Genomic DNA, 21,943 nt, shown 5'->3' on the forward strand with positions numbered 1-21,943 from the left:
TCCATTGGCATGGACAGCCCGACCGACACCCGCGCCGCAGACACTCATGAGGCGCTGCGCGCCCAGTTGGCCACCACGGCAGTCCATGCCTTCGCTGCGCCCCCCGCCTGGCGCAGCATCGAATTCATCTCCGATCTGCATCTGCAACCCCAGCTGCCACAGACCTGGCACAGCTGGCAGCAGTACCTGCAAGCCAGTACGGCAGATGCGATCTTCATGCTGGGCGATTTGTTTGAAGCCTGGGTCGGCGACGATGCGCTGGACGAGGCCGGCAGCTTTGAAGCGGCCTGCGCCCAGAGCCTGCGCGAGGCCAGTGGCCAGCGCGCCGTCTTCTTCATGCATGGCAACCGCGACTTTCTCATCGGCGCGCAGTTTGCCGAGCGCAGCGGCATGCAATTGCTGCCCGATCCCAGCTGCCTCACTTTTCTCGGCCAGCGCTGGCTGCTCAGCCATGGCGATGCGCTGTGCGTGGAAGATACCGAATACCAGCGTTTTCGTGCGGTGGCACGCAGCCCCGCCTGGCAGCAGCAGATTCTGGCCCAGCCGCTGGCCCAGCGCCGCCAGCTCGCTGGCGCCATGCGCAGCCAGAGCGAGGCGCGCCGCATGCGCGAAGTGATCACCGCCGATGTGGATACCCAGGCCGCCCTCGCCTGGTTGCAACAGGCCCAGGCGCCCACACTGATCCACGGCCACACCCACCGCCCTGCCCGCCACGCGCTGGATGCGGGCCACGAGCGCCTGGTGCTGAGCGACTGGGACACCGACCTGGAACCCGCCCGCGCCGAAGTGCTGCGCATCGACGCCACCGGCCAGCAGCGCATCGCGCTGGCCGATTACCTGGCCCGGCCTCCACAGCCCGGCGCGCACTGATCCCATGGCCTGGCTGCACCGCACCTGGTCACGCCTGCGCGCGCTGGCGCGCCCCGTGCCCGAAATCCCTGCCGCCCTGTGGTTGCAGGTGCTGCAAAAATACCCGTTCCTCGAGGTGCTGTCGCTGGAAGAAAAAGCCAAGCTGCGCGCCCTCAGCGCACTGTTTATGCGCCAAAAGCAGTTCTCCGGCGCCCATGGCCTGGTGGTGAGCGACGCGATGGCGCTGACTATAGCCGCGCAGGCCTGCGTGCCGCTGCTCCACCGGGGTGAGGCGCAGCAGGCCATCGCGCTCTACGATGATTTTGTCGGCATTGTCGTGCACCCGGGCACGATGGTGGCTGCGCGCGACATGCATGACGAGGCGGGCCTGGTATCGCACCGGCGCATGATGCTCGAAGGCGAAGCGATGCAGCATGGCCCCGTCACGCTCAGTTGGGCAGCCATTGCGCAAGATCCGCTGCAGCAAAACGCGCGCGGCACCAGCGTCGTCATCCACGAGTTCTGCCACAAGATCGATATGCGCAATGGCGGTGCCGATGGCTACCCCTCGCTGCCCGGCCATTTTCTGGGCCTGGCGAACGCCGCCGAAGCACGCCAGACCTGGGAGCGCACCTGGGCATCGGCCTTTGCGGCCTTTGGCCATGCGATTGCCAAATCCCAGCGCTTTGGCGAGCCCGCGCCCTGGCTGGACAGCTATGGCGCCACGGCCCCGGCCGAGTTCTTTGCGGTGGCTTGCGAGGCCTTCTTTGTCAACCGCAGCCAGTTCGCACAGGAATGGCCGCAGCTCGACCGCATGTTGGCCGGGCTGTTCCGGCCGGACGCTGGCTAAATACTGACCTTAGCCGCGCTGCGCCTGCGTCAGAGCCTGCAGCCAGGCCATGCTGTCCTGCAGCTCTTGCGGGTGCAGCTCATGGCGGCAGGGGTACTCGTGGTACGCCAAGTCAACAGGCGTAGCTTGCAGCGCCGCGCGAATCGCATGGGCCTGCGCCAGTGGAATCACATTGTCGGCGGTGCCATGGCTGATCCAGGCTTGATGGCCAGCCAGTTGCGCGGGCGCGACCTGCTCGGCCGCAATCTCGGGCAACAGGCGGCTGTGCCACACCATGATGGCCTGCAGCAGCTGCGGCTGGGTCAATAGCGCCGAGAGCGACATGATGCCGCCCTGGCTGAAACCACCCACCACCAGCCGCTGGGCCGGTATCTGCAAGGCCTGTGCCGCCTCGGCGCAGGTCTGGGCGACGAGCGCGCGGCTGGCTTTCTCCTGCGCGGTATCGATGGTGCGGCTGCCGTCGGGGTTCACGCCAAACTGGAACCAGGCATAGCTGCTGGGCCCCAAGGTGTAGGGCGCGCGCAGGCTCAGCACATGGAAAGCCGACGGCACCATGCCCGCCAGGCCAAACAGATCCTGCTCATTGCTGCCCACGCCATGCATCAGCACCAGCAGCCAAGGTGCTGGGGTATCCACCGCAGCGGCGCGGTACAGGTGGTGAAGGGGAAGGTTCAACATGGCAGCCCTGGTCAAAAAAAATTTGGCTGCATCGTACCGCAGCCCTGGCAACCACAGCAAAACGCGTTGCGGTGGGCGCCATTGCCAGCGACGGCAGCCCCCTACCCAGCGCTGATGGCTTATTTCTTCGGGTGCAGAGCCACCCAGGCCAGAAAGCGCTCCATGTAGCTGCGCAAAAACTTTTCGCTGGCCTCGGCCACCTTGCCATCGGCACTGATCAGGCCATCGGTCCAGCGGATAAAGCCCTCGGGCTGCGCCATCGCCGGCATGTCCAGAAACACCAGAATATTGCGCAAATGCTGCTGGGCCATCGAGGTGGCCGGACCACCGGTCGAGGTGCCTATGATGCCGGCGGGGATGCCGTTCCATGCGCCACTGCCATAGGGGCGGCTGGCGCCGTCCAACGCGTTTTTCAGGTAGGCCGGCACCGAGCGGTTGTGCTCGGGCGTCACAAACAGGATGCCGTTCTTGCTGCGCACCTTGTCTTTGAAAGCGGTAAATGCCGCCGGATAGGCGTCGGCATCGTCGTCGCGGTTGTAGAACGGCAGCGCGCTCAGGTCCAGGAACTCGAAGTCCGCCTGGTTCTGCACCAGGTTGACCAGGCCATGCGCCAGTTGCTTGTTGATCGAGGTCTTGCTGTTGCTGCCAACGATCACGCCGATTTGGGGTTTTGCCACAGTCATTCTCACTTTCAGGACATGCAGAGGATAGAAAAGCCTCTGGTTATACCCCTGCTTGGTGACAACCGATGTAGGCCAACGCGAACAGCGCGGCCATGGCCGCGCTGTGACTCAACGGCCCGTGCCTCGGTCGCAGGCCTGGCCCGCCTGCAATTGCCAGACCTGGGTGCTGCCCAAATGCAGGGCCGCTGCGGCAGTGGCCAGCGCCGGCATCTGGCGCTGGGCCGCCTCGGCGCTGCCAACGACCCACAGGCGCTGCTGCGGATGCGCGCAGGCATAGGCTTGCAAGCTCTGCGCATCCAGCAAGACACGGCTGCCCAGCTGCGGCGCAAACTGCGCAGCATCGCTCAGCTCCTTCTTCCAGTTGTCGGCCTGCTGGTCCTCGGTGCTCCAGTCGTCCACCACCAGCGGATCGGCCATGGCGGGCAGGTAAAAAGGCACTTCGTAGTACAGGTGCTCAAGCATCACCACGCGGTCCGCCGACTGCACCGGCAGGCTGCGCAGTGCGCGCCATTGGGCCTTGGCAGGCACAGCCACCGTGCCCAGCGCCACGGCCAGCGCCACACACAACAGCGCGGCCAACGCCGCCGTATGCCGGCCCCAGCGCTGCCAGCCAGCGGCTTGCACCAGCCGCACCACCGCATAGGCCAGCGGTGGCAGCGCAGGCAGCACATAGCCCACGATCTTGCTGTGCGGCACCGAGAAGAACAGCACAATGACGGCAAACCAGACCAGCATCAGCCGGTCCAGGCTTTGCACGAAGGCCTGCGTTGCTGGCAGTGATACCGATGCGGCACGTTGTTTGCGCCTCCAGCTGCGCCAGCCAGCAGCCAGCGCCCAGCCCGTCCAAGGCAAGGCGGCCAGTGCGATCACCGCACCATAGAACCACCAGGGCTGGGGGTTGTTGAAGCTGCTGCCGGTGTAGCGCTGAAAGTGCTGGGTGACAAAAAAGTAGTGGAAAAAGCCGCTGTGGCGCTCTTGCGCCATGAACACCCAGGGGCCGGCAATCAGCAGCACCGGCAGCCATGCCGCGGCATGCAAAGGCAGCCACCATTGGCGCCAGCGCCGGTCCCAGACCAGCCAGAGGGCCCAGACCATGCCGGGCAGCACCAGCGCAATCAGGCCCTTGGCCAAAAAGCCCAGCCCGGCCCAGGCACCGGCCGCAGCCAGCCAGCCCATCCACGCCATGCCCCGGATGCGGCCCGACGCCTGGCGCGCCTCCAGGGTCGCCATCGCAGCGCTGCAGATGCAGGCCGTCAGGCAGCCGGCCAGCAGCATGTCCATATTGGCGTACTGCGCGGCCAGGTAGGTGTAGGGCATGGTCACCAGCACCACGGCAGCAGCCACGGCTACCGACTGGCTGGCATAGCGTTTGAGCAGGGCGAACAAGGACATTGCCGCCAGCCATGCGCCCAGCAGCGACGGCAGGCGCGCCACCCATTCATGGACGCCCGCGACCTGCAAGCCCGTAGCAGCGAGCCAGTAGTACAGCGGCGGCTTGTGGAAAAACGGCAGGCCGTTGAGCGCAGGCGTCACCCAGTCGCCGCTGCGCAGCATCTGCAAGGCAGCCACAGCGTACCTGCCCTCATCCGGATCGCTGAGCGGCCGCAGCCAGGCCAGCGCCAGCAGCCACAGCGCTAGCAAGAGTGCCATGCGGACCTGGATCGACCAAGCAACGCGGGCAGGCACGGCCCGCGCAGAAGCGAGACTGTTCATGCCTTATTCCACCGATGCGGGTAGCGGCGATGGGCGTGGTGCTGCAGCGCCCTGCAGAGCTAGGTCAGCAGGATCTTGCACCACCGGCCCGGCATGCCGCCACAGCCAGCCGAACAACAGCGCGATCACCCCGCCCAGCGCAGCGCCGGCTGCAATATCGAGTGGAAAATGCACGCCGCAATACACCCGGCCCCAGCTCACCGCCAGCGCCACGGCCACGATGGCCGCGCCGCCCAGGCGCAACTGCCGCAACCACAGCAGGCAAAATCCCAGGGTAAAGAGTGCGCTGGCATGCGCGCTGGGCAGTGAGCCCCGGGCGGCATGGTCAATATAGGCGGGGCTCAGCCCCATCACAAAGGGGCGGGGATGCCCCAGCCAGACGGCGAGCCGGTGCGCCAGCAACACGGCAGCGGCGCAGCACAGCATGCTGCCCAGCAGGTACAGGCGGTCCGCCGGCCGCTTCCACCACAGCCACAGCAGCGCCGCCCCGGCCAGCGCCACGCCGTCCATGCCCAGCCAGCGGGCCAGCGCCAACACCCAGGCGGTGGGCCCAAAGCCCCCAGCCATCCATGCAAACCATTGCAGATTCAATGCATCCATCGCAAGCCCCTCGCGCAGAAGGCCGCTCTGGATGGGAGTTCACCCGGCAACAGCGCAATCTGTAGGTGGGCACTGTGGCGGGCGGAGCTTACCGATGTCTTAATGCATAAAAAAAGACGATAAAGAATTTAAATGCGGCTGTCTTGCACGACGGCGCCGGCGGCGATAGTGATCACGCGCTGGCACTGGGCGGCAATGGCGCGGTCGTGCGTGACCATGATCAGGGTCGTGCCCGCCTCGCGGTTCAGGTCCATCACCAGCTGCATCACCGCTTCGCCGGTGGCAAAGTCCAGGCTGCCGGTGGGCTCGTCGGCCAGCAGCACAGCGGGCTGCACGACAAAGGCGCGGGCCAGTGCCACGCGCTGCTGCTCGCCACCCGACAGCAGCTTGGGGTAGTGGGCGAGGCGCTGGCCCAGGCCCACACGCTCAAGCATGGCAGTCGCCTGCTTGCGGGCATCGCGCTGGCCAGCCAACTCGAGGGGCAGCATCACGTTTTCCAGCGCCGTTAAATTGCCCATCAATTGAAAGTTCTGAAACACAAATCCCATCGTGCGCGCACGCAGCGCTGCCCGGTCGTCTTCGCTCAGCGCAAACAGGTCCTGGCCAGCAATCCGCACCGTGCCCACGCTGGGGGTATCGAGGCCCGCCAGGATCGACAGCAAGGTGCTTTTGCCCGAGCCCGATGCACCGACAATCGCCACGGTTTCCCCCTGCGCGATGCTAAAGTCCACATCACGCAGAATGGTCAAACTGCCGGTCGAATCCGAGACCGATTTACCCAGGCCCTGGGCCACCAACACCGCCTCAGGCGCCTGCGATTGAGAAAGCACTGCATCTGTCATGACAACCAATCTTTCCTCCAATGATCGAACACCCGTCACGCGACGCCGGTGTCTGCGCAGCATCGTAGCGTTGTCAATGATGACCTCCATCGCTATAGGTTTTACAGCACAGGCTGCTGCACCACAGGCGCCTGCCACGATTTTGGTCGTGGGCGACTCGATCAGCGCCGAATACGGCATTGCTCGCGGCACCGGCTGGGTGGCGTTGCTGCAGGACAAGCTCGAACAAAGCAAAAACGCAGGCGCCTACCAGGTGCACAACGCCAGCATCAGCGGCGACACCACCGCCGGCGGCCGGGCCCGCTTTGGCCAGCTGCTGACGCAGCACAAGCCCGGCATCGTCGTGCTGGAGCTGGGGGCCAACGATGCGCTGCGCGGCCTGCCGCTGGCCAGCACCCGGGCCAACCTGGCGGCGATGGTGGACAGCGCCCAAAAGGCTGGCGCCCAGGTGCTGCTGCTGGGCATGCAGGTGCCGCCCAACTACGGCAGCAAGTACACCACGGACTTTGCCCAGATCTTCACCAGCCTGGCGCGCGAGAAGAAAACCGCTGTCGTGCCCTTCTTGCTGCACGGCGTGGCCGATGTGCCCAACGCGGAAAAGAACTTCCAGGCCGACCGCATCCACCCACTGGCCAGCGCCCACCCGCAGCTGCTGGCCAATGTCTGGCCCGAGCTGCAAAAGCTGATGAAATAAAAATGCCGCCAGCGCGGTGCTGGCGGCATTTATGCGGCTAGCCCTACCCCTTAGAACAGGTTCTTAGCCAAAGGCTTTTTGCAGCGCTTGCGCCAGATCCTGCTGCAGGTCGTTGGCATCTTCGAGCCCGATCGAAAAGCGCACTACCGTACCCGGCTGCAGCTGGGACTCGCCCAGCGCGCGCATGCTGCTGATCTTGTAGGGCACCACCAGACTGATCGGGCCGCCCCAGCTGTAGGCCAACTTGAACAGGCGCAGGCTCTCGCAGAACAGGTCGATCTGCTGCTGGCTGTAGCGCGGATCGATCACCACGCTAAAGAGTCCTGCGGCTGCGCCCTGCTTGCCCGCCACGCTGCCCGCGCCACAGAGCTGCTGCCAATGCGCATGGCCGGGCGAGCCGGCAAAGGCTGGGTGCAGCAGCTGCACCACGGCGGGCTGCTCGGCCATGAAGGCGGCCAACTGCCGGGCTGCCGCATCTTGCGCATGGTAGCGCAGCGCCAGGCTGGGCAGGCTGCGCAGCACGGTTTCGATATCGTTCACTCCCACGCCCAGGCCCAGGTGCATATGCGTGGCCTGCACCTTGCGGTGCACGGCTGCATCCCGCGACACGATGGAGCCCATCAGCACATCGCCGCCGCCGCTGGGGTACTTGGTGAGCGAATGCGCCGACACATCCACGCCCAGGCGGTAGCTGCCGTCGCCATCCAGGTCAAAGCAGTTGAAGGCCAGGCCCGCGCCCCAGGTGTTGTCCAGCGCCGTGGCAATGCCTTTTTCCTTGCACAGGCGCACAAGACCCAGCAAATCGGGGAATTCCATGCTGACCGAGCCGGCCGCCTCCAGCCACACCAGGCGGGTGTTGTCCTGGATCAGGCTGGCGCAATGGTCCACCCGCATCGGGTCGTAGTAGCCGATGCTGACGCCAAAGCGCTGCAGCTCGCTCTCGGCAAAGCCCTTGCTCGGGCCATAGACGTTGTCGGGCAGCAGCACATGGTCGCCGCTCTTGAGCAACGCCAGGCCAATCACCGAGATCGATGCCAGGCCGCTGGGCACCAGCACGCAGTGGCTGCCGCCTTCCAAGGTGGCAATGCGCTCTTCCAGAATGTAGGTGGTGGGCGTGCCGTGCAGGCCGTAGGTGAAGGCGCTCTTGTCCTTCCAGTCCCAGCTGCGCATCGCCGCCACGTTGGGAAAGAACACGCTCGATGCCTTGAACACGCCGGGCTGCGGCGCTGCAAAGGGCGCATCGGCGGTGTAGGGGTGGTGGATGATGCCGGTGATCGGTGCCTGGTGTTTGGGGGTGGAGCTCATAGCAAAAAAAGTCGGTCAGAAAACGGAACAGCTGCGGGCTATTGTGCAGCAGATAGGCTCAGCGCCAAGCCGCCGCCACCAAGCCCAGCGCTGCGGCCTCGGCACCCGCATCAAAGAAGCGGCTGGCCTGCAGCAGTGCCGCGCTGTTTTGCAGCGGCAGCCAGTCACCGCCTGCGCAGCGCTGCCAGGCCAGCGGCCCGGCGCCGCCTGCCGCTGTAGCGACTGCTGCCAGCCAGGCCTCCAGTCCCTGCGCAGGTGCCGGCCACCAGCGGGCTTGCTCGCCCAGGCTGACCAGCACAGGAAGCGCTGGCGCTGATGCGCTTGGCATCACAACGGGCGCATCCAGCGCCGCCAAGGCATCGCGTGCCCAGGCGCGCAGCCCTGCGCGGTAGCCCTTGTCGGGGAACTGCGCCGCCCATTGCTGGCGGTCCGCATCCATCGCAGCATCGACCGCGCTGGTGCCCAGCGCAGCGGCAATGCCCAGCGCCGGTTTGCGCGCCAATTGCTCCAGCCAGAGGCGGTAGTCGGCGCTCGGCGCTGCGGCATTCGGCGGGTTGATCAGCCATAGCCCCTGCACCGGCTTGCCCAGCGCAGCCTGCTGTGCCACCAACGCCTGGGCCAGGCGCGCGGCATCGCCATGGGCAACGACGACCAGGCCCTGTTCGCCCTCCAGATGCAACTGGTGGACAAGGTCTTGCAGTATCGCCAGTTGCTGGGCATCGCCCAGGCGATTGTCCTTTTTGGGCTTGTCGCTGCGCCCCAGGCCCAGCCAATCGGGTGCCACCACGCGGTCACCGCGCGCGGCCAGGCCAGCGGCCAGTTCGCGAAACAGCCCTTGCTGCGCCGGCAGGCCGGGCAGCAGCAGCCATTGCCGGGCAGCGGCGGCTGGCGGTGGGTTTTGGCCCGCGCTGTCTTTGGTATGCAGACGCAGGCCGCCCAAAGCCGGCCACTCGCTGTAAAAGCAGCTGGGGCAGGCGCAGTCCAATGCGGGCGCAAACAGCGCATCGGGCGTGCGCAGTGCGTCGTCACGCAGCGGGTGGCTGGCCAGCGCCTGCTGCTTTTGCTGCACGCGGCGCTTGCCAAAAAATTCGGTGAGCAGGGCTGCAGCCTCGTGCGCCAGCACACCCGCGGTCACCGCCGTGTGGTGGTTCAGTGCAGCCTGCGCAAACAGGTCCAGCACCGATCCCCCGGCACCGGTACGCGGCTCGGCAGCGCCCCAGACCACGCGGTCCAGGCGCGCATGCAAGATGGCGCCGGCGCACATCGCGCAAGGCTCCAAAGTGACATACAAGGCACAGCCATCGAGCCGGTAATTGCCCAGGCGCTTGGCCGCATCGCGCAGGGCCTCGATCTCGGCATGGGCACTGGGGTCGTGTGTGCCAATCGGGTGGTTAAAGCCCCAGCCGACGATCTGGCCGTCACGCACCACCACGGCACCCACGGGCACTTCGCCAGCGTCAGCCGCAGCGCGTGCCTGCTCCAGCGCAGCGCGCATCCAGTGGCCGTCACCAGGCTGGGGGGGCAATTGACCACCGGTGCTGGAGGGGACGAGGCTGTCAGCCATCGCCGTCACTCTTCGGCTTGTTTCAGGCGCTGCGCATCCTGCTGCACCGCCTGGTTCAACTGGTCCTGCACCTGCTGCTGGATCTGCCGGCTTTGTGCATTCACATCTTTGCTGGTGTCAATCTGCGGCACGCGCACGCCTTCGACGGCGGCGGGCGCGGGCGCCTTCGTCACGCCCATGTTCTGCTTCATCAGCAGCGCCACAATCGCCATCACCACCAGTAAGCCTGCCAAACCCAATACCGCACGCATAGCATCCTCCCTCCATACCGTATGCGGTCTGATTATCGCGCGGCATCGCAGCCAGTGGCAGGCAAGCCCTGGTTGGCCTGCCACAGCTGCACAGCCAGCGCCCGGATCTCATCGGCCAGGTGCAGGCGCTGCAGCCAGTGGCGCGGTATGCCCTGCTCGCCCCAAAAAGCGCCCGCGATCTGGCCGGTGATGGCCGCCGTGGTGTCGGCATCGTCGCCCAGATTCGCGGCCTCCAGCACCGCGTCCTCCAAGCAGTCATGCCGGGCAAAGCACCACAGCGCCGCTTCGAGGCTACGCACCACATAGCCCGAACCGTGGATGTCGTCCCGGCTTTTGGCCAGGTAATGGCCCTGTGCAATCTGCTGCAGCTGGGGGCTGGCCAGTGGCAAATCCGACAGCGCCAGCACCTCGTTTTTGGGCCGCCCCTGCAACGCGCGGGCGATGGCGACCGCCAGCAGGCGGCAGGCATCCAGGCACTCGGCCGCGCCATGCGTGGTTTGCGAGCTGAGCGCCGCCTTGTCCTGCAAGCGCTGCGCATCGCCGCAAAAGCGCAGCGCCACAGGTGCTAGCCGCATGATCGAGCCATTGCCAGCGCTGTGCGGGTCGGTGCTGCCAGCCAGAGGATTGCCGGTGAGCAAGAACCTTTGCAAAGCTTCCCGCGTGGCCATGCCAATGTCAAAGCAATGGCCGGTAGCGCTCCAGTAACCCCACTGGTACCAGTTGGCATAGCGCGCCATCTGGTCGGCCGGGTCGCAATCGCCCTTGGTGACCAGGCTCTCGGCCAGGCACAGCGCCATCGAGGTGTCATCGGTCCACTGGCCCGCGCGCAGCGAGAACGGGCCCCCGCCCAGCATGTCCGTCAGCGGCACAAAGCTACCGCGCGGCTGAAACTCGACCGTGGTGCCCACCGCGTCACCGCAGGCCAGCCCCAGCAGTGCGCCTTGAAAACGGTCCTGAGTTGGCGTCATCACTGGCCTCCGGTGGGCAGCTGCGCGCGCGCCAACATGACGAACGCATCTACGCTATCTGCGCGCCGCGCCAACGCAGGCAGTTGGACGTGGTTGGTGTGTTTCATATCAGTTCTCTTGTCTCTGAGCCAGCCACGAGTGCGCAAACGCGGCCAGGCTGGCATGGGTGGAATGCAGTTGTTGCAGTGCCGGTCCGCAGTTGGGGCTGCCATCGGGTTCGCGCAGTACCAGTGCGCCATGGATGCCTTCGGGCAACCCTGCAAAGTTCGGTAGATAGTCATCCACCAAGGCCAGCGGCTTAAGCTGGGCCAGCGCTGCGGCTTTGGGGCTGCCGCCACTGGCATCGCTACCAGTCGCAATCACCCGCCCAATCGGAAAGCCGAGGGCCTGCAGGTTGCCAAGCCGTGCCTGGGCAAAATGGGGCTGCAGAGCAGTCAGGCACACCAGCTCAAAGCCGGCGGCCTCCAGTTGCTGGCATGCCGCGAGCGCACCGGGTACGGCAGGCAGGGCGGACCAGAACTGCGCATCAAAGCCTGCGCGAAACCGGTGCAGCGCCTCGCCGCTCAACCGCTCCACATCCCAGCGGTCTGCCGCCCAGTAGGCATGGGGGTTGCGCAAGTCAGGGTAGCGGCCAAAAGCACGCCGCCAGGCAGTGGCATAGGCCAGGTTGTAGTCGAGCAGCACGCCATCGGCATCCAGCGCCAATACGCGATGGCCGCTCATTCGTCCAGCCTCTGCAGGTAGGTCACGGGCACGGCGTCGGTCAACCAGACACCATTGTCCGAGCAATAGAACACATGGCCATTGGCGACCATGCCCGCCGCATCCACCCGCAGCAAGGCCAGCTTGCCGTGGCGCCGCCCAACTGCGCCAGCCGTCTCGATGCTGGCGGACAGGTGAACATGGTGGCGCTTTTGGCGTTGCAAGCCTTGCGCCAGGATCGCGTCAAGAAAACGGGTTGCCGTGCCGTGGTAGAGCGCATCCGGTGGGGTGCTGGGGACCAATTGCAGCTCGATGGTTACCGAATGCCCCTGGTTGGCACGGATGCGCTTGCCGTCCTCGCTGAAGGCAAAGCGCTGCTTGGCGCAGCTTGCCACCACTGCCTGCAATTGCACCGGGCTCATGGCTTTGCCACTGCGGGCCAGGCAGGCGAGCAGTTCGTCCGTATGCGCCCAGCCGGCCTCGTCAAGCTCAAGGCCAATGGTCTGCGGGCTGTGGCGCAGCACCAGGCTGAGCAGCTTGCTGCGGCGGGTCATGGTGGTGGACTGCTCGCCGACCGGGGTGTCTTTGGTTGGTTGTTCAAAAGTCATCATCTATCCTTTTTGTAGTTATGCATCTATTAGAGTGCAGTCGTCCAGCCTGCACCACACCTTCAGACTTTAAGTTGTATTGAGCAACTTAAATGAGTTGTACAATACAACTCGCTTTCCTATCCGTCAAGGTTTTTCTATGGCCTCCACCGCTGCCAGCCACCAACCCGTTGATTTTGTACGGCCCTATACCACCGTGGATGTGGTGATTTTCAGCGTGGTGGACGGGGCCTTGAAGGTCTTGCTGGTGCAGCGGCCGGTCTCAAGCTCCGAGCCCTTCCCCGGGCGGTGGGCGCTGCCTGGGGGCTTTGTCGACGTAGCGCAGGACAGCGATCTGCAGGCCTGCGCCAACCGCAAGCTGCGCGAGAAGACCAATGTCGCCAGCCCCTACCTGGAGCAGCTGGGCAGCTGGGGCGGGCGCAGCCGGGACCCGCGTGGCTGGTCGGCCACCCATGTCTACTTTGCGTTGATAGCTGCGCAGCCCTTGACCTTGGCCAAGGGCGCTAATGCGGCCGATGTGGCCTGGTTCGAGGTCGATGCCATCTGCGATGGCCCCCCTCTCGCCTTTGACCACAGCGAGATCCTGCGCGCTGCCGCCGAGCGACTGCGCGGCAAGGTCGAGTACACCTCTCTGCCCGCCTTTTTGCTGCCCGAGCCCTTTACCCTGCCCCAGCTCCAACAGGTGTACGAGACAGTGCTGGGACGGCCGGTAGACAAGAGCGGCTTTCGCACCCGCATGCTGGCAGCGCAATTTTTGCAGGAGGCTGGGCATGTCGAGGGGCCCTCCAACCGCCCGGCCATGGGCTACCGCCTGGCCGACCGCAGCGCGCCGGTGGTGTTTCCGCGCACCTTCAGCCCGCGCGGCTGAACCGGGCTGACCCAAGGACTAAACCGGGTCTGCATGGTGCTTGGGCTGGCACTGCAGTCAGCTTATCTCCGAGCGCAGCGGCCCTCCTGCAGCGACCTGAGATAATCCTGCCCCTATGTCCCTCCTGCCCTACCAGCTCGAACTGCTCTCCCCGGCCCGCGATGCCGATATCGGGATTGAAGCGATCAACCATGGCGCCGATGCCGTCTATATCGGAGGGCCGGCCTTTGGCGCGCGCGCCACGGCGGGCAATGACATCCGCGACCTGGAGCGCCTGATCAAACATGCGCACCGCTTTGGCAGCCGCATCTTCATCACGCTCAACACCATCTTGCGCGACGATGAGTTGGAAGGCGCGCGCCAGATGGCCTGGCAGGTCTACGAGGCCGGGGCGGACGCGCTGATCATCCAGGACATGGGCCTGCTGGAGCTGGACCTGCCCCCGATCCAGTTGCATGCCTCGACCCAAAGCGATATCCGCACACCCGAGAAAGCCCGCTTTCTGCAGGATGCCGGCCTGTCGCAGATCGTGGTGGCGCGTGAGCTGGATCTGCAACAGATCGCCGCCGTGCGCGCCGCCACCGACCCGGCCCGCACGACGATTGAGTTCTTTGTGCATGGCGCCTTGTGCGTGGCCTACTCGGGCCAGTGCTACATCACCCACGCCCACACCGGCCGCAGCGCCAACCGGGGCGATTGCAACCAGGCCTGCCGCCTGCCCTATGAGGTGCTGGACGCCCAGGGCCGCATCATTGCGCATGAAAAGCATGTGCTGTCGATGAAGGACAACAACCAGAGCGACAACCTGCGCGCACTGATCGATGCAGGGGTGCGCAGCTTCAAGATCGAGGGGCGCTACAAGGACATGGGCTATGTGAAGAACATTACCGCCCACTACCGCAAGCTGCTCGACGAGATCATCGAAGAGCGCGAGTTTTCCGAGGCGCCACTGGCGCGCTCGTCCTCGGGCCGGACCAACTTCAGCTTCACGCCCGATCCGGACCAGAACTTCAACCGCGAGTTCACCGATTACTTTGTCAACGGCCGCAAGGACGATATTGGCGCCTTTGACACCCCCAAGACCCCGGGCCGCGCGATCGGCTGGGTCACGAAGGTGGGGGAGAACTTTGTCGAGCTCGAAGCCTCCAGCGGCGACACCGTGCTGCACAACGGCGACGGCCTGTGCTACTACGACCTGCAAAAAGAACTGGTTGGCATGCAGATCAACCGCGCCGAGTCCGTAGATGCAAAGAAATCGCTGTGGCGTGTGTTCCCCAAGGACCCGATCGCCGGCTTCAAGGACCTGCGCAAGGGCCTGGAAGTGAACCGCAACCGCGACATGGCCTGGGTGCGCACCCTGGACAAGAAATCCAGCGAGCGCCGCATTGGCCTCTGGGCCCAGCTGAGCCAAACCCCGGACGGCTTTGCATTGACCTTGACCGATGACGACGGCTTTGTCGGCAGCGCGAGCCTGGTGCAGCCGCACCAAGCCGCCACCGACAGCGAGCGGGCCGAGGCCACCCTGCGCGACCAGCTGGGCCGCTTTGGCGCCACCATTTTCTCGGTGCACGACATCAGCCTGCAGCTGGACCAGCCCTGGTTCATCCCGGCATCCGCACTGAACCAGCTGCGCCGCGATGCCGTGGCTGCGCTCGAAGCCGCCCGCGAGGCCGGCTTTGTGCGCCTGCCGCGCGCGCTACCGGTGGAGCCACCCGCGCCCTTCCCGGAGGACACGCTGACCTATCTGTCCAATGTGTTCAACCAGAAGGCGCATGACTTCTATGTGAAGCATGGCGTCAAGGTGATCGACGCGGCCTACGAGAGCAAGGAAGAGGAAGGCGAAGTCTCGCTGATGATCACCAAGCACTGCGTGCGCTTCTCGATGAGCCTGTGCCCCAAGCAGGCCAAGGGCGTCATCGGCGTCAAGGGCACCATCAAGGCCGAGCCCCTGCAGCTGATCAATGGCAAGGAAAAGCTGACCCTGCGCTTTGACTGCAAGCCCTGCGAGATGCATGTGGTCGGCAAGATGAAGCGCTCGGTCATCAACCAGCATGCCAAGGAGATGCAGGAGTTCCCAATGCAGTTCTACCGCACCAGGCCTGCGGTGGTGCGTACTTGAGCAGGCCAGCCGCCCGCATCAAGAAAAAAGCTGCAGAAGCCAAGCTTTGCAGCTTTTTTTTCACCAAGGCCCAGGAGCTCAGGTCAATCCTTCGTCCCGGCTGTCCGCAATGGGCAGTCCCTTGATAAAACCGGTCAGGTGCTGGCCTCGGCGCTTTCGCGCGACTCCAGTGCACGGTTGATGCCCAGGGCCGCCAAGGTACAGACGGCACCCGACAGCAGATAAAGGCACACAGCGATCAGGCCGAACTTGGCTGACAAGCCCAGCGCCACCAGCGGTGCAAAGGCCGCGCCCACCAGCCAGGCCATGTCGGTAGACAGTGCCGCGCCGGTGTAACGATAGCGCGCCGAGAAGTTGGCGGTGACCGTGCCGGACGACTGGCCGTAGGACAGGCCCAGCAGCACAAAGCCGACGATGATGAAGATATTGTTACCGGTCACGCCACTGGACAGCAGCTTGGGCGTAGCCAGGCTGAACAGCGCAATCAGCACCGCCATCGCGCCCAGGGTATTGCGCCGGCCAAAACTGTCTGCCAGCTTGCCCGAGGCCACAATGGCCAGCGCCGCGCAGAAGGCCCCCAGAATCTGCACCCCCAGCACATGGGCGATGGGCTGGTCCGAATAGAGCGAAATCCAGGACAGCGGAAACACGGTGACCAGGTGGAACAGCGCAAAGCTGGCCAGCGCGGCAAAAGCGCCGATCGCCACATGGCTGCCCTCCTCGTCGATCAGGCGGGTGACGCTGACGGGTTCCAGCTCGCGCTCCTGCATCGCCTGGGTGTAGCTCTGGCCCAGCACCAGTTGCAGCCGGGCAAACAGGGCCACCACGTTCACCGCAAAAGCGACATAGAACGGATAGCGCCAGCCAAAGCTGAGGAACTCGGCCTTCGACAGCGCGCTGTACAAGTAGGCGAACAGGCCGGCAGCCAGCACAAAGCCCAGTGGCGCGCCCAGCTGGCCGATCATCGCGTACCAGCCTCGGCGGTTGCTCGGCGCGTTCATCGCCAGCAGCGACGGCAGCCCATCCCAGGAGCCGCCCAGCGCCAGACCCTGGGCAAAGCGGAACAGCGCCAGCAGCCAGATGGCGGTGCGGCCCAGTACGTCATACCCGGGTAAAAAGGCGATACCAACCGTGGAAACGCCCAGTAAAAACAGGGCCACTGTCATTTTGGCGGCACGTCCCCAGCGGCGCTGAATGGCCATCGAGATGGCGGTGCCGACCGGTCTGGCGACAAAAGCGATGGAAAACACCGCAAATGACAGCAACGTGCCATTGAGCTGAGAAAAGTTGGGAAAAAAGACGCTTGGAAAGACCAAGACCGCCGCTATGCCAAATACGAAAAAATCAAAATACTCTGACGAACGGCCGATAATCACCCCGACCGCGATCTCGCCAGGTGTTACATCTTCTTCAGAATGGGCACGGGGACGGGGATCAGCACCGGGGGTGCCGCCGACAGGAGATGCTGTGTAACCGAGACTACTCATACAAAAGCTCCTTCCTCAAGCTGTTACCGGCCTGCTGAGACCGTACCTTTACCAGGAGCCTAGCTGGGTACTTTCTGAGAGGGCGTAGGACAAAATGTCCAATCGACAGGCCTGCCTCTAGCATTTACATTTGGGGGGATTTTGCAATCCATGTTTATACCTAAGCGCGCTAGCCGTGCCCTTTCGCATGCCTGATCTCAACAAACTTCGCGGGCCCTCACGGCTCGTTGCGGCGTTACTGGTTGCCGCCAGCCTTGCAGGCTGTAATACCGTCGTTCTCAACCCTGCGGGTGACGTGGCGGCGCAGTCCGGCAATCTGGTGATCATCGCCACGTTGCTGATGCTGATCATCATCGTTCCGGTGATCGTGCTGATCCTCTTGTTCGCGTTCAAGTACCGCGAAAGCAATGAGCCCGCCGACTACGATCCCGAGTGGCACCACTCGACGGTGCTGGAGTTGGTGATCTGGTCCGTTCCTCTGCTGATCATCATCGCGCTGGGCGCCCTGACCTGGATCTACACCCACAAGCTCGACCCCTACCGTCCTCTGGACCGCATTGACGCCAACCGCCCACTGGCTGCAGACGTCAAGCCGCTGGAGGTCGAAGTCGTGGCCATGGACTGGAAGTGGCTGTTCATCTACCCCGAGCAAGGCATTGCCACCATCAACGAGCTGGCTGCGCCCGTGGACCGTCCGATCCGCTTCAAGCTGACCGCCACCACCACGATGAACGCGTTCTACGTGCCTGACCTGGCCGGCATGATCTATGCCATGCCATCGATGCAGACGCAGTTGAACGCCGTGATCAACAAGCCTGGCGTGTACAAGGGCATGAGCTCGCACTACAGCGGCTCGGGCTTTGCCGGCATGACCTTCAAGTTCCACGGCCTGAGCAATGGTGACTTCGACGCCTGGGTGCAAAAGGCCAAGACCGAAGGCGCTACCTTGGACCGTGCTGAATACGTGAAGCTGGAAAAGCCCAGCGAGCGCGATCCTGTGCGCCTGTTCAGCACCGTCGACAGCACCCTGTACCACGCCGTGCTCAACCGCTGCGTTGAAGCGGGCAAGATGTGCATGGACGAGATCATGGCCAAGGATGCGATGGCCAACATGAAGGCCCGTGCAGCTGCAGGCAAGAGTGTTTCGCTGATCCCTGAGGACGACGTGTGCACGGTGGCCAACGCCCCTGCCGTGGTCGCCTCCCTGGGCGAGCCAGCGCCTGGCACCCCCGTGGCGCAGTAACCCCATCGAGAATTTTCAAAGAGACTCAATATGTCCGTAGCTACAAACGTAAGCCATGACCCGCTCCTCGGGCGGCTGACATGGAATGACATACCGATGGTGCATGAGCCCATCGTGTTGTGGACCTTCATCGCCGTGGTCCTGGGCGGCCTCGTGGTCGTCGCCGGTATCACCAAGTTCAAGCTTTGGGGTCCGCTGTGGAAGAACTGGATCTGCTCCATCGACCACAAGAACATCGGGATCATGTACATGATCCTGGGCCTGGTCATGTTCCTGCGCGGCTTTGCCGACGCGATCATGATGCGTGGCCAGCAGGCGCTGGCCGCCGGTGAATCGATGGGCTACCTGCCCCCGCACCACTACGACCAGATCTTCACAGCCCACGGAGTGATCATGATCTTCTTCGTGGCCATGCCTTTTGTGACCGGCCTGATGAACTATCTGGTGCCGCTGCAAATCGGTGCGCGTGACGTGGCCTTCCCGTTCCTGAACAACTTCAGCTTCTGGATGACCACCTCCGGCGCCGTGCTGGTGATGGCCTCGCTGTTCGTCGGTGAGTTCTCCACGCTGGGCTGGCTGGCCCTGTCGGGTCTGGGCGAATACCATCCGGGCGTGGGTCTGGATTACTACATCTGGGCGCTGCAGATTGCCGGGGTCGGGACGACCTTGTCCGGTATCAACCTGATTGTGACCATCATCAAGATGCGCGCGCCTGGCATGAACCTGATGAAGATGCCTATCTTCACCTGGACCTCGCTGTGCACCAACGCGCTGATCGTGGCTTCGTTCCCGATCCTGACCGCTGTGCTGGTGCTGATGACCTTGGACCGCTACGTCGGCACCAACTTCTTCACCAACGAGCTGGGCGGCAACCCCATGCTGTACGTGAACCTGATCTGGATCTGGGGCCACCCAGAGGTCTACATCCTGATCCTGCCTGCGTTCGGTGTGTTCTCCGAAATCGTTGCGACCTTCTCGCGCAAGCGCCTGTTCGGCTACACCTCGATGGTGTATGCGACCGTGTGTATCACCATCCTGTCCTGGCTGGTGTGGCTGCACCACTTCTTCACCATGGGGTCCGGTGCCAGCGTGAACTCGTTCTTCGGCATCACGACGATGATCATCTCGATCCCGACCGGCGCCAAGATCTTCAACTGGCTGTTCACGATGTACCGTGGCCGCATCAAGTTCACCGTGCCCATGCTGTGGACCGTGGGCTTCATGCTGACCTTCACCATCGGTGGTATGACCGGTGTGCTGCTGGCCGTGCCGCCTGCTGACTTCGTGCTGCACAACTCTCTGTTCCTGATCGCCCACTTCCACAACGTGATCATTGGTGGCGTCGTGTTTGCCGTGTTCGCCGGTATCAACTACTGGTACCCCAAGGCCTTCGGCTACCGCCTCGACGAGTTCTGGGGCAAGGCATCGTTCTGGTTCTGGTTCTTCGGCTTCTGGGTTGCGTTCACCCCGCTGTACGTGCTGGGTCTGATGGGTGTGACCCGCCGCGTCAACCACTACGAAGACACCTCGCTGCAGATCTATTTCATCATCGCTGCCTTCGGTGCCGTGCTGATCGCGCTGGGTATCGCCTGCTTCTTCATCCAACTGTTCGTCAGCTACCTCAAGCGCGACCAGCTGCGTGATGTGACCGGTGACTGCTGGAACGGCCGTACCCTGGAATGGGCCACCTCGTCGCCTCCTCCCCAGTACAACTTCGCCTTCACGCCAGCCGTGCATGACAGCGACGCCTGGTGGGACATGAAGAAGCACAGCTACAAGCGCAAACTCGACGGTTTCGTGGAAATCCACATGCCCAAGAACACCGGCGCCGGCTTCGTGATCTCGATGATCGCCCTGGTCTTCGGCTTCGCGATGATCTGGCACATGTGGTGGATCGCAGGCATCAGCTTTGCCGGCATCGTGTTGGCTTCGATCATCCACACCTTCAACTACAAGCGTGACTACTACATCCCTGCAAGCGAAGTAGCAGCCACCGAAGAAGAACGTACCCAACTGTTGGCCCGCCATGTCTAATCACAACACCCTCGCCGGCGCGACCGGTACCCGTGACTACTTCCTCAAGGAAGAACCGCACGTTGAAAATGGCACCGCTCTGGGCTTCTGGCTCTACCTGATGAGCGACTGCCTGATCTTTGCTGCCCTCTTCGCCACCTATGGCGCGCTGGGCCGCAACTATGCAGGCGGTGCAGGTGGCGCCGAGCTGTTCGACCTGAGCCTGGTGGCCATCAACACCGCCTTGCTGCTGCTGTCGTCCATCACCTTCGGCTTTGCCATGCTGGCCAAGCAAAAGGGCTCGGTCAAGGGCACCGTCGTCTGGCTGATCATCACCATGCTGTTCGGCGCCGGTTTCCTGGGCGTGGAACTGTATGAGTTCCACCACCTGATCCATGTGGGCGCTGGCCCGCAGAGCAGCGCTGCGATGTCGGCCTTCTTTGCACTGGTGGGCACCCACGGTCTGCACGTGACCTTTGGTCTGGTGTGGCTGGTGGTGCTGCTGCTGCAAATCGGCAAGCACGGCCTGACCCGCGAGAACAACCGCCGCCTGATGTGCCTGTCGATGTTCTGGCACTTCTTGGACGTGGTCTGGATCGGCGTCTTCTCCTTCGTATATTTGATGGGAGTGCTGTAAATGAGCGCACAACATAACCACGCAGCACACGGCCACGATGACCACGGTCATGACGACGGCCCACACAGCACCTTCTCGGGCTACATGATCGGCTTTTTCCTGTCGATCATCCTGACGGCCATCCCCTTCGCTGTGGTGATGGGCGATGTGTTTGAGAACCGCACCACCACCGTGGTCGTGATCGCCTTCTTCGCGGTCGTGCAGATCATCGTGCACATGGTCTACTTCCTGCACATGAACGGCAAGATCGAAGGCGGCTGGACCCTGATGTCCACCATCTTCACCATCGTGTTCGTGGCCGTGACCCTGGCCGGTACCTTGTGGGTCATGTACCACATGAACACCAACATGATGCCTGGCCACAACCACAACCCGGCCGCCGTGACCCAGCAGCAACCTGCTGCCAGCGAAGGCCACACCAACCACTAAGCTGTTTTGACCAACGAAACGCAACGGAATGCACAGGGCCAGCCCCGGCATTCCGCACTTTTTCAGGCGATGCTCGCAACCGTGGGCATCGCCTTGTTCTTGGGCTTTTGCGCCTTGGGCACCTGGCAGCTCTACCGCCTGCAGTGGAAGCTCGACCTCATCGAGCGGGTCGAGCGCCGGGTGCACAGCGCGCCCCAACCCGTCCCCGCAGTAGCCAGCTGGCCCCAGCTCGACGCCAAGGCGCTGGAATACCAGCCCAGCCAGCTGCAAGGCCAGTGGCTGACGGACAAGACCGTGCTGACCCAGGCCACCACGGCGCTGGGTTCGGGCTTTTGGGTGCTCACGCCGCTGCAGCGTGCCGATGGCAGCCAGGTGCTGGTCAACCGCGGCTTTGTGCCCGACGCCTTGCGCCGTGACTGGGCAGGCGGCCCGCAGCTGACAGCAGCGACGCCCACGAGCGAGGTCAGCGTGACCGGCTTGCTGCGCGCTACCGAGCCCAAGGGCGGCTTTCTGCGCGACAACGACCCGCAAGCCCAGCGCTGGTTCTCGCGCGATGTGCAGGCCATTGCACAGGCGCAGGGCCTGGCGCAGGTGGCACCGTTCTTCATCGACGAAGGCCTGCCCGATGGCAGCGCCGAGCTGGTGGGCGAGCAAAAGCGCAGCAGCGCCAGCGACCTGCAAGGCCAGCAGTGGCCACGCGCAGGGCTCACGCAGGTTCGCTTTGTCAACAACCACCTGGTCTATGCGCTGACCTGGTATGGCCTGGCCCTGATGGTGGTGGGCGCCACCTGGCTGGTTCTTCGCAAACGCAAGGGCGCGCGTTAGCCACGGTGCAGTTAC

The 21,943-nt window shown here is 64.0% G+C and carries 22 protein-coding genes; 10 read left to right on the forward strand and 12 right to left on the reverse strand.

Annotated elements, in window-relative coordinates:
• Positions 1 to 9 precede the first annotated feature (9 nt).
• Entirely contained in the window at positions 10 to 870 is an 861-nt protein-coding gene (locus ACPEE1_RS15770; RefSeq protein ID WP_423933794.1) for a UDP-2,3-diacylglucosamine diphosphatase, read from the forward strand.
• 4 nt (positions 871 to 874) lie between these two features.
• The gene (locus tag ACPEE1_RS15775) at positions 875 to 1,699 is read left to right on the forward strand and encodes a zinc-dependent peptidase (RefSeq protein WP_423933797.1); all 825 of its coding nucleotides are present in this window, start codon (positions 875 to 877) and stop codon (positions 1,697 to 1,699) included.
• A gap of 9 nt (positions 1,700 to 1,708) precedes the next feature.
• On the opposite strand, the gene ACPEE1_RS15780 is transcribed toward ACPEE1_RS15775, so the two are convergent.
• The 5 genes from ACPEE1_RS15780 to ACPEE1_RS15800 all read right to left on the reverse strand — a co-directional run bounded on the left by ACPEE1_RS15780 (position 1,709) and on the right by ACPEE1_RS15800 (position 6,215).
• A complete protein-coding gene (locus tag ACPEE1_RS15780; protein WP_423933800.1) occupies positions 1,709 to 2,377 on the reverse strand; it encodes an alpha/beta hydrolase in 669 nt (222 codons plus the stop codon).
• Between the two features lie 119 nt (positions 2,378 to 2,496).
• Positions 2,497 to 3,054, reverse strand: coding sequence for an NADPH-dependent FMN reductase (locus tag ACPEE1_RS15785; protein WP_116925263.1), 558 nt, complete (start codon positions 3,052 to 3,054; stop codon positions 2,497 to 2,499).
• Between the two features lie 114 nt (positions 3,055 to 3,168).
• Positions 3,169 to 4,710 carry an ArnT family glycosyltransferase gene (locus ACPEE1_RS15790; protein ID WP_423933803.1) on the reverse strand — a complete coding sequence of 514 codons (1,542 nt, stop codon included), beginning with the start codon at positions 4,708 to 4,710 and terminating at the stop codon, positions 3,169 to 3,171.
• 66 nt (positions 4,711 to 4,776) lie between these two features.
• Entirely contained in the window at positions 4,777 to 5,373 is a 597-nt protein-coding gene (locus tag ACPEE1_RS15795; RefSeq protein WP_260719215.1) for a phosphatase PAP2 family protein, read from the reverse strand.
• A gap of 128 nt (positions 5,374 to 5,501) precedes the next feature.
• Positions 5,502 to 6,215, reverse strand: a complete 714-nt coding sequence (locus tag ACPEE1_RS15800; protein WP_116925071.1) for an ABC transporter ATP-binding protein — start codon at positions 6,213 to 6,215, stop codon at positions 5,502 to 5,504.
• 79 nt (positions 6,216 to 6,294) lie between these two features.
• Here ACPEE1_RS15800 and ACPEE1_RS15805 point away from each other — a divergent pair, with 79 nt between their 5' ends.
• Positions 6,295 to 6,909 (forward strand): arylesterase, encoded by a 615-nt coding sequence (locus ACPEE1_RS15805; RefSeq protein ID WP_260719214.1) that lies wholly within the window; start codon positions 6,295 to 6,297, stop codon positions 6,907 to 6,909.
• A 63-nt stretch (positions 6,910 to 6,972) separates the two neighbouring features.
• Here ACPEE1_RS15805 and ACPEE1_RS15810 read toward each other — a convergent pair whose 3' ends face one another.
• The 6 genes from ACPEE1_RS15810 to ACPEE1_RS15835 all read right to left on the reverse strand — a co-directional run bounded on the left by ACPEE1_RS15810 (position 6,973) and on the right by ACPEE1_RS15835 (position 12,307).
• On the reverse strand, positions 6,973 to 8,214 hold the full coding sequence (locus ACPEE1_RS15810) for a PLP-dependent transferase (protein ID WP_116925069.1): 1,242 nt from the start codon (positions 8,212 to 8,214) through the stop codon (positions 6,973 to 6,975).
• Between the two features lie 58 nt (positions 8,215 to 8,272).
• The gene (gene tadA, locus ACPEE1_RS15815) at positions 8,273 to 9,778 is read right to left on the reverse strand and encodes a tRNA adenosine(34) deaminase TadA (protein WP_423933809.1); all 1,506 of its coding nucleotides are present in this window, start codon (positions 9,776 to 9,778) and stop codon (positions 8,273 to 8,275) included.
• A gap of 5 nt (positions 9,779 to 9,783) precedes the next feature.
• Positions 9,784 to 10,029 (reverse strand): hypothetical protein, encoded by a 246-nt coding sequence (locus ACPEE1_RS15820; protein ID WP_182345351.1) that lies wholly within the window; start codon positions 10,027 to 10,029, stop codon positions 9,784 to 9,786.
• Positions 10,030 to 10,061: 32 nt separating this feature from the next.
• Positions 10,062 to 10,997 carry an ADP-ribosylglycohydrolase family protein gene (locus tag ACPEE1_RS15825; protein WP_182345350.1) on the reverse strand — a complete coding sequence of 312 codons (936 nt, stop codon included), beginning with the start codon at positions 10,995 to 10,997 and terminating at the stop codon, positions 10,062 to 10,064.
• Between the two features lie 108 nt (positions 10,998 to 11,105).
• Positions 11,106 to 11,720, reverse strand: coding sequence for an HAD family hydrolase (locus tag ACPEE1_RS15830; RefSeq protein ID WP_116925066.1), 615 nt, complete (start codon positions 11,718 to 11,720; stop codon positions 11,106 to 11,108).
• Positions 11,717 to 12,307: an RNA 2'-phosphotransferase gene (locus ACPEE1_RS15835; protein ID WP_116925262.1), complete on the reverse strand. Its 591-nt coding sequence runs from the start codon at positions 12,305 to 12,307 to the stop codon at positions 11,717 to 11,719. Before ACPEE1_RS15835 ends, ACPEE1_RS15830 begins: the two co-directional genes overlap by 4 nt.
• Positions 12,308 to 12,446: 139 nt before the next feature.
• Here ACPEE1_RS15835 and ACPEE1_RS15840 point away from each other — a divergent pair, with 139 nt between their 5' ends.
• Both ACPEE1_RS15840 and ACPEE1_RS15845 read left to right on the forward strand, forming a co-directional pair.
• Positions 12,447 to 13,175: an NUDIX hydrolase gene (locus ACPEE1_RS15840; protein WP_116925065.1), complete on the forward strand. Its 729-nt coding sequence runs from the start codon at positions 12,447 to 12,449 to the stop codon at positions 13,173 to 13,175.
• A gap of 115 nt (positions 13,176 to 13,290) precedes the next feature.
• Positions 13,291 to 15,294: a peptidase U32 family protein gene (locus ACPEE1_RS15845; RefSeq protein WP_423933814.1), complete on the forward strand. Its 2,004-nt coding sequence runs from the start codon at positions 13,291 to 13,293 to the stop codon at positions 15,292 to 15,294.
• 134 nt (positions 15,295 to 15,428) lie between these two features.
• Here ACPEE1_RS15845 and ACPEE1_RS15850 read toward each other — a convergent pair whose 3' ends face one another.
• On the reverse strand, positions 15,429 to 16,781 hold the full coding sequence (locus ACPEE1_RS15850; protein WP_116925063.1) for an MFS transporter: 1,353 nt from the start codon (positions 16,779 to 16,781) through the stop codon (positions 15,429 to 15,431).
• 187 nt (positions 16,782 to 16,968) lie between these two features.
• Here ACPEE1_RS15850 and cyoA point away from each other — a divergent pair, with 187 nt between their 5' ends.
• From cyoA to ACPEE1_RS15875, 5 genes are all read left to right on the forward strand, one after another.
• Positions 16,969 to 18,024, forward strand: a complete 1,056-nt coding sequence (gene cyoA, locus ACPEE1_RS15855; protein WP_116925062.1) for a ubiquinol oxidase subunit II — start codon at positions 16,969 to 16,971, stop codon at positions 18,022 to 18,024.
• A gap of 30 nt (positions 18,025 to 18,054) precedes the next feature.
• Positions 18,055 to 20,058, forward strand: a complete 2,004-nt coding sequence (cyoB, locus tag ACPEE1_RS15860; RefSeq protein WP_116925061.1) for a cytochrome o ubiquinol oxidase subunit I — start codon at positions 18,055 to 18,057, stop codon at positions 20,056 to 20,058.
• Positions 20,051 to 20,674: a cytochrome o ubiquinol oxidase subunit III gene (cyoC, locus tag ACPEE1_RS15865; RefSeq protein ID WP_021026722.1), complete on the forward strand. Its 624-nt coding sequence runs from the start codon at positions 20,051 to 20,053 to the stop codon at positions 20,672 to 20,674. The genes cyoB and cyoC overlap by 8 nt, the downstream gene beginning before the upstream one ends.
• On the forward strand, positions 20,675 to 21,103 hold the full coding sequence (gene cyoD / locus ACPEE1_RS15870; RefSeq protein ID WP_116925060.1) for a cytochrome o ubiquinol oxidase subunit IV: 429 nt from the start codon (positions 20,675 to 20,677) through the stop codon (positions 21,101 to 21,103). It begins immediately after the preceding gene.
• A 69-nt stretch (positions 21,104 to 21,172) separates the two neighbouring features.
• A complete protein-coding gene (locus ACPEE1_RS15875; protein WP_423933818.1) occupies positions 21,173 to 21,928 on the forward strand; it encodes an SURF1 family protein in 756 nt (251 codons plus the stop codon).
• Positions 21,929 to 21,943: the final 15 nt, after the last annotated feature.

Origin of the sequence: Comamonas sp. 23 (assembly GCF_049601575.1) — a bacterium.
Taxonomy (GTDB): Bacteria; Pseudomonadota; Gammaproteobacteria; order Burkholderiales; family Burkholderiaceae_C; genus Comamonas; species Comamonas squillarum.

Coding starts and splice junctions, on each gene's coding strand:
- ACPEE1_RS15835 (WP_116925262.1), bottom strand. CDS start 12,307: ATGACTTTTGAACAACCAACCAAAGACACCCCGGTCGGCGAGCAGTCC.
- ACPEE1_RS15875 (WP_423933818.1), top strand. CDS start 21,173: ATGCTCGCAACCGTGGGCATCGCCTTGTTCTTGGGCTTTTGCGCCTTG.
- ACPEE1_RS15820 (WP_182345351.1), bottom strand. CDS start 10,029: ATGCGTGCGGTATTGGGTTTGGCAGGCTTACTGGTGGTGATGGCGATT.
- tadA (WP_423933809.1), bottom strand. CDS start 9,778: ATGGCTGACAGCCTCGTCCCCTCCAGCACCGGTGGTCAATTGCCCCCC.
- ACPEE1_RS15825 (WP_182345350.1), bottom strand. CDS start 10,997: ATGACGCCAACTCAGGACCGTTTTCAAGGCGCACTGCTGGGGCTGGCC.
- ACPEE1_RS15840 (WP_116925065.1), top strand. CDS start 12,447: ATGGCCTCCACCGCTGCCAGCCACCAACCCGTTGATTTTGTACGGCCC.
- ACPEE1_RS15810 (WP_116925069.1), bottom strand. CDS start 8,214: ATGAGCTCCACCCCCAAACACCAGGCACCGATCACCGGCATCATCCAC.
- ACPEE1_RS15775 (WP_423933797.1), top strand. CDS start 875: ATGGCCTGGCTGCACCGCACCTGGTCACGCCTGCGCGCGCTGGCGCGC.
- ACPEE1_RS15780 (WP_423933800.1), bottom strand. CDS start 2,377: ATGTTGAACCTTCCCCTTCACCACCTGTACCGCGCCGCTGCGGTGGAT.
- ACPEE1_RS15770 (WP_423933794.1), top strand. CDS start 10: ATGGACAGCCCGACCGACACCCGCGCCGCAGACACTCATGAGGCGCTG.
- cyoC (WP_021026722.1), top strand. CDS start 20,051: ATGTCTAATCACAACACCCTCGCCGGCGCGACCGGTACCCGTGACTAC.
- ACPEE1_RS15800 (WP_116925071.1), bottom strand. CDS start 6,215: ATGACAGATGCAGTGCTTTCTCAATCGCAGGCGCCTGAGGCGGTGTTG.
- cyoD (WP_116925060.1), top strand. CDS start 20,675: ATGAGCGCACAACATAACCACGCAGCACACGGCCACGATGACCACGGT.
- ACPEE1_RS15795 (WP_260719215.1), bottom strand. CDS start 5,373: ATGGATGCATTGAATCTGCAATGGTTTGCATGGATGGCTGGGGGCTTT.
- cyoA (WP_116925062.1), top strand. CDS start 16,969: ATGCCTGATCTCAACAAACTTCGCGGGCCCTCACGGCTCGTTGCGGCG.
- ACPEE1_RS15850 (WP_116925063.1), bottom strand. CDS start 16,781: ATGAGTAGTCTCGGTTACACAGCATCTCCTGTCGGCGGCACCCCCGGT.
- cyoB (WP_116925061.1), top strand. CDS start 18,055: ATGTCCGTAGCTACAAACGTAAGCCATGACCCGCTCCTCGGGCGGCTG.
- ACPEE1_RS15830 (WP_116925066.1), bottom strand. CDS start 11,720: ATGAGCGGCCATCGCGTATTGGCGCTGGATGCCGATGGCGTGCTGCTC.
- ACPEE1_RS15805 (WP_260719214.1), top strand. CDS start 6,295: ATGACCTCCATCGCTATAGGTTTTACAGCACAGGCTGCTGCACCACAG.
- ACPEE1_RS15845 (WP_423933814.1), top strand. CDS start 13,291: ATGTCCCTCCTGCCCTACCAGCTCGAACTGCTCTCCCCGGCCCGCGAT.
- ACPEE1_RS15790 (WP_423933803.1), bottom strand. CDS start 4,710: ATGGCACTCTTGCTAGCGCTGTGGCTGCTGGCGCTGGCCTGGCTGCGG.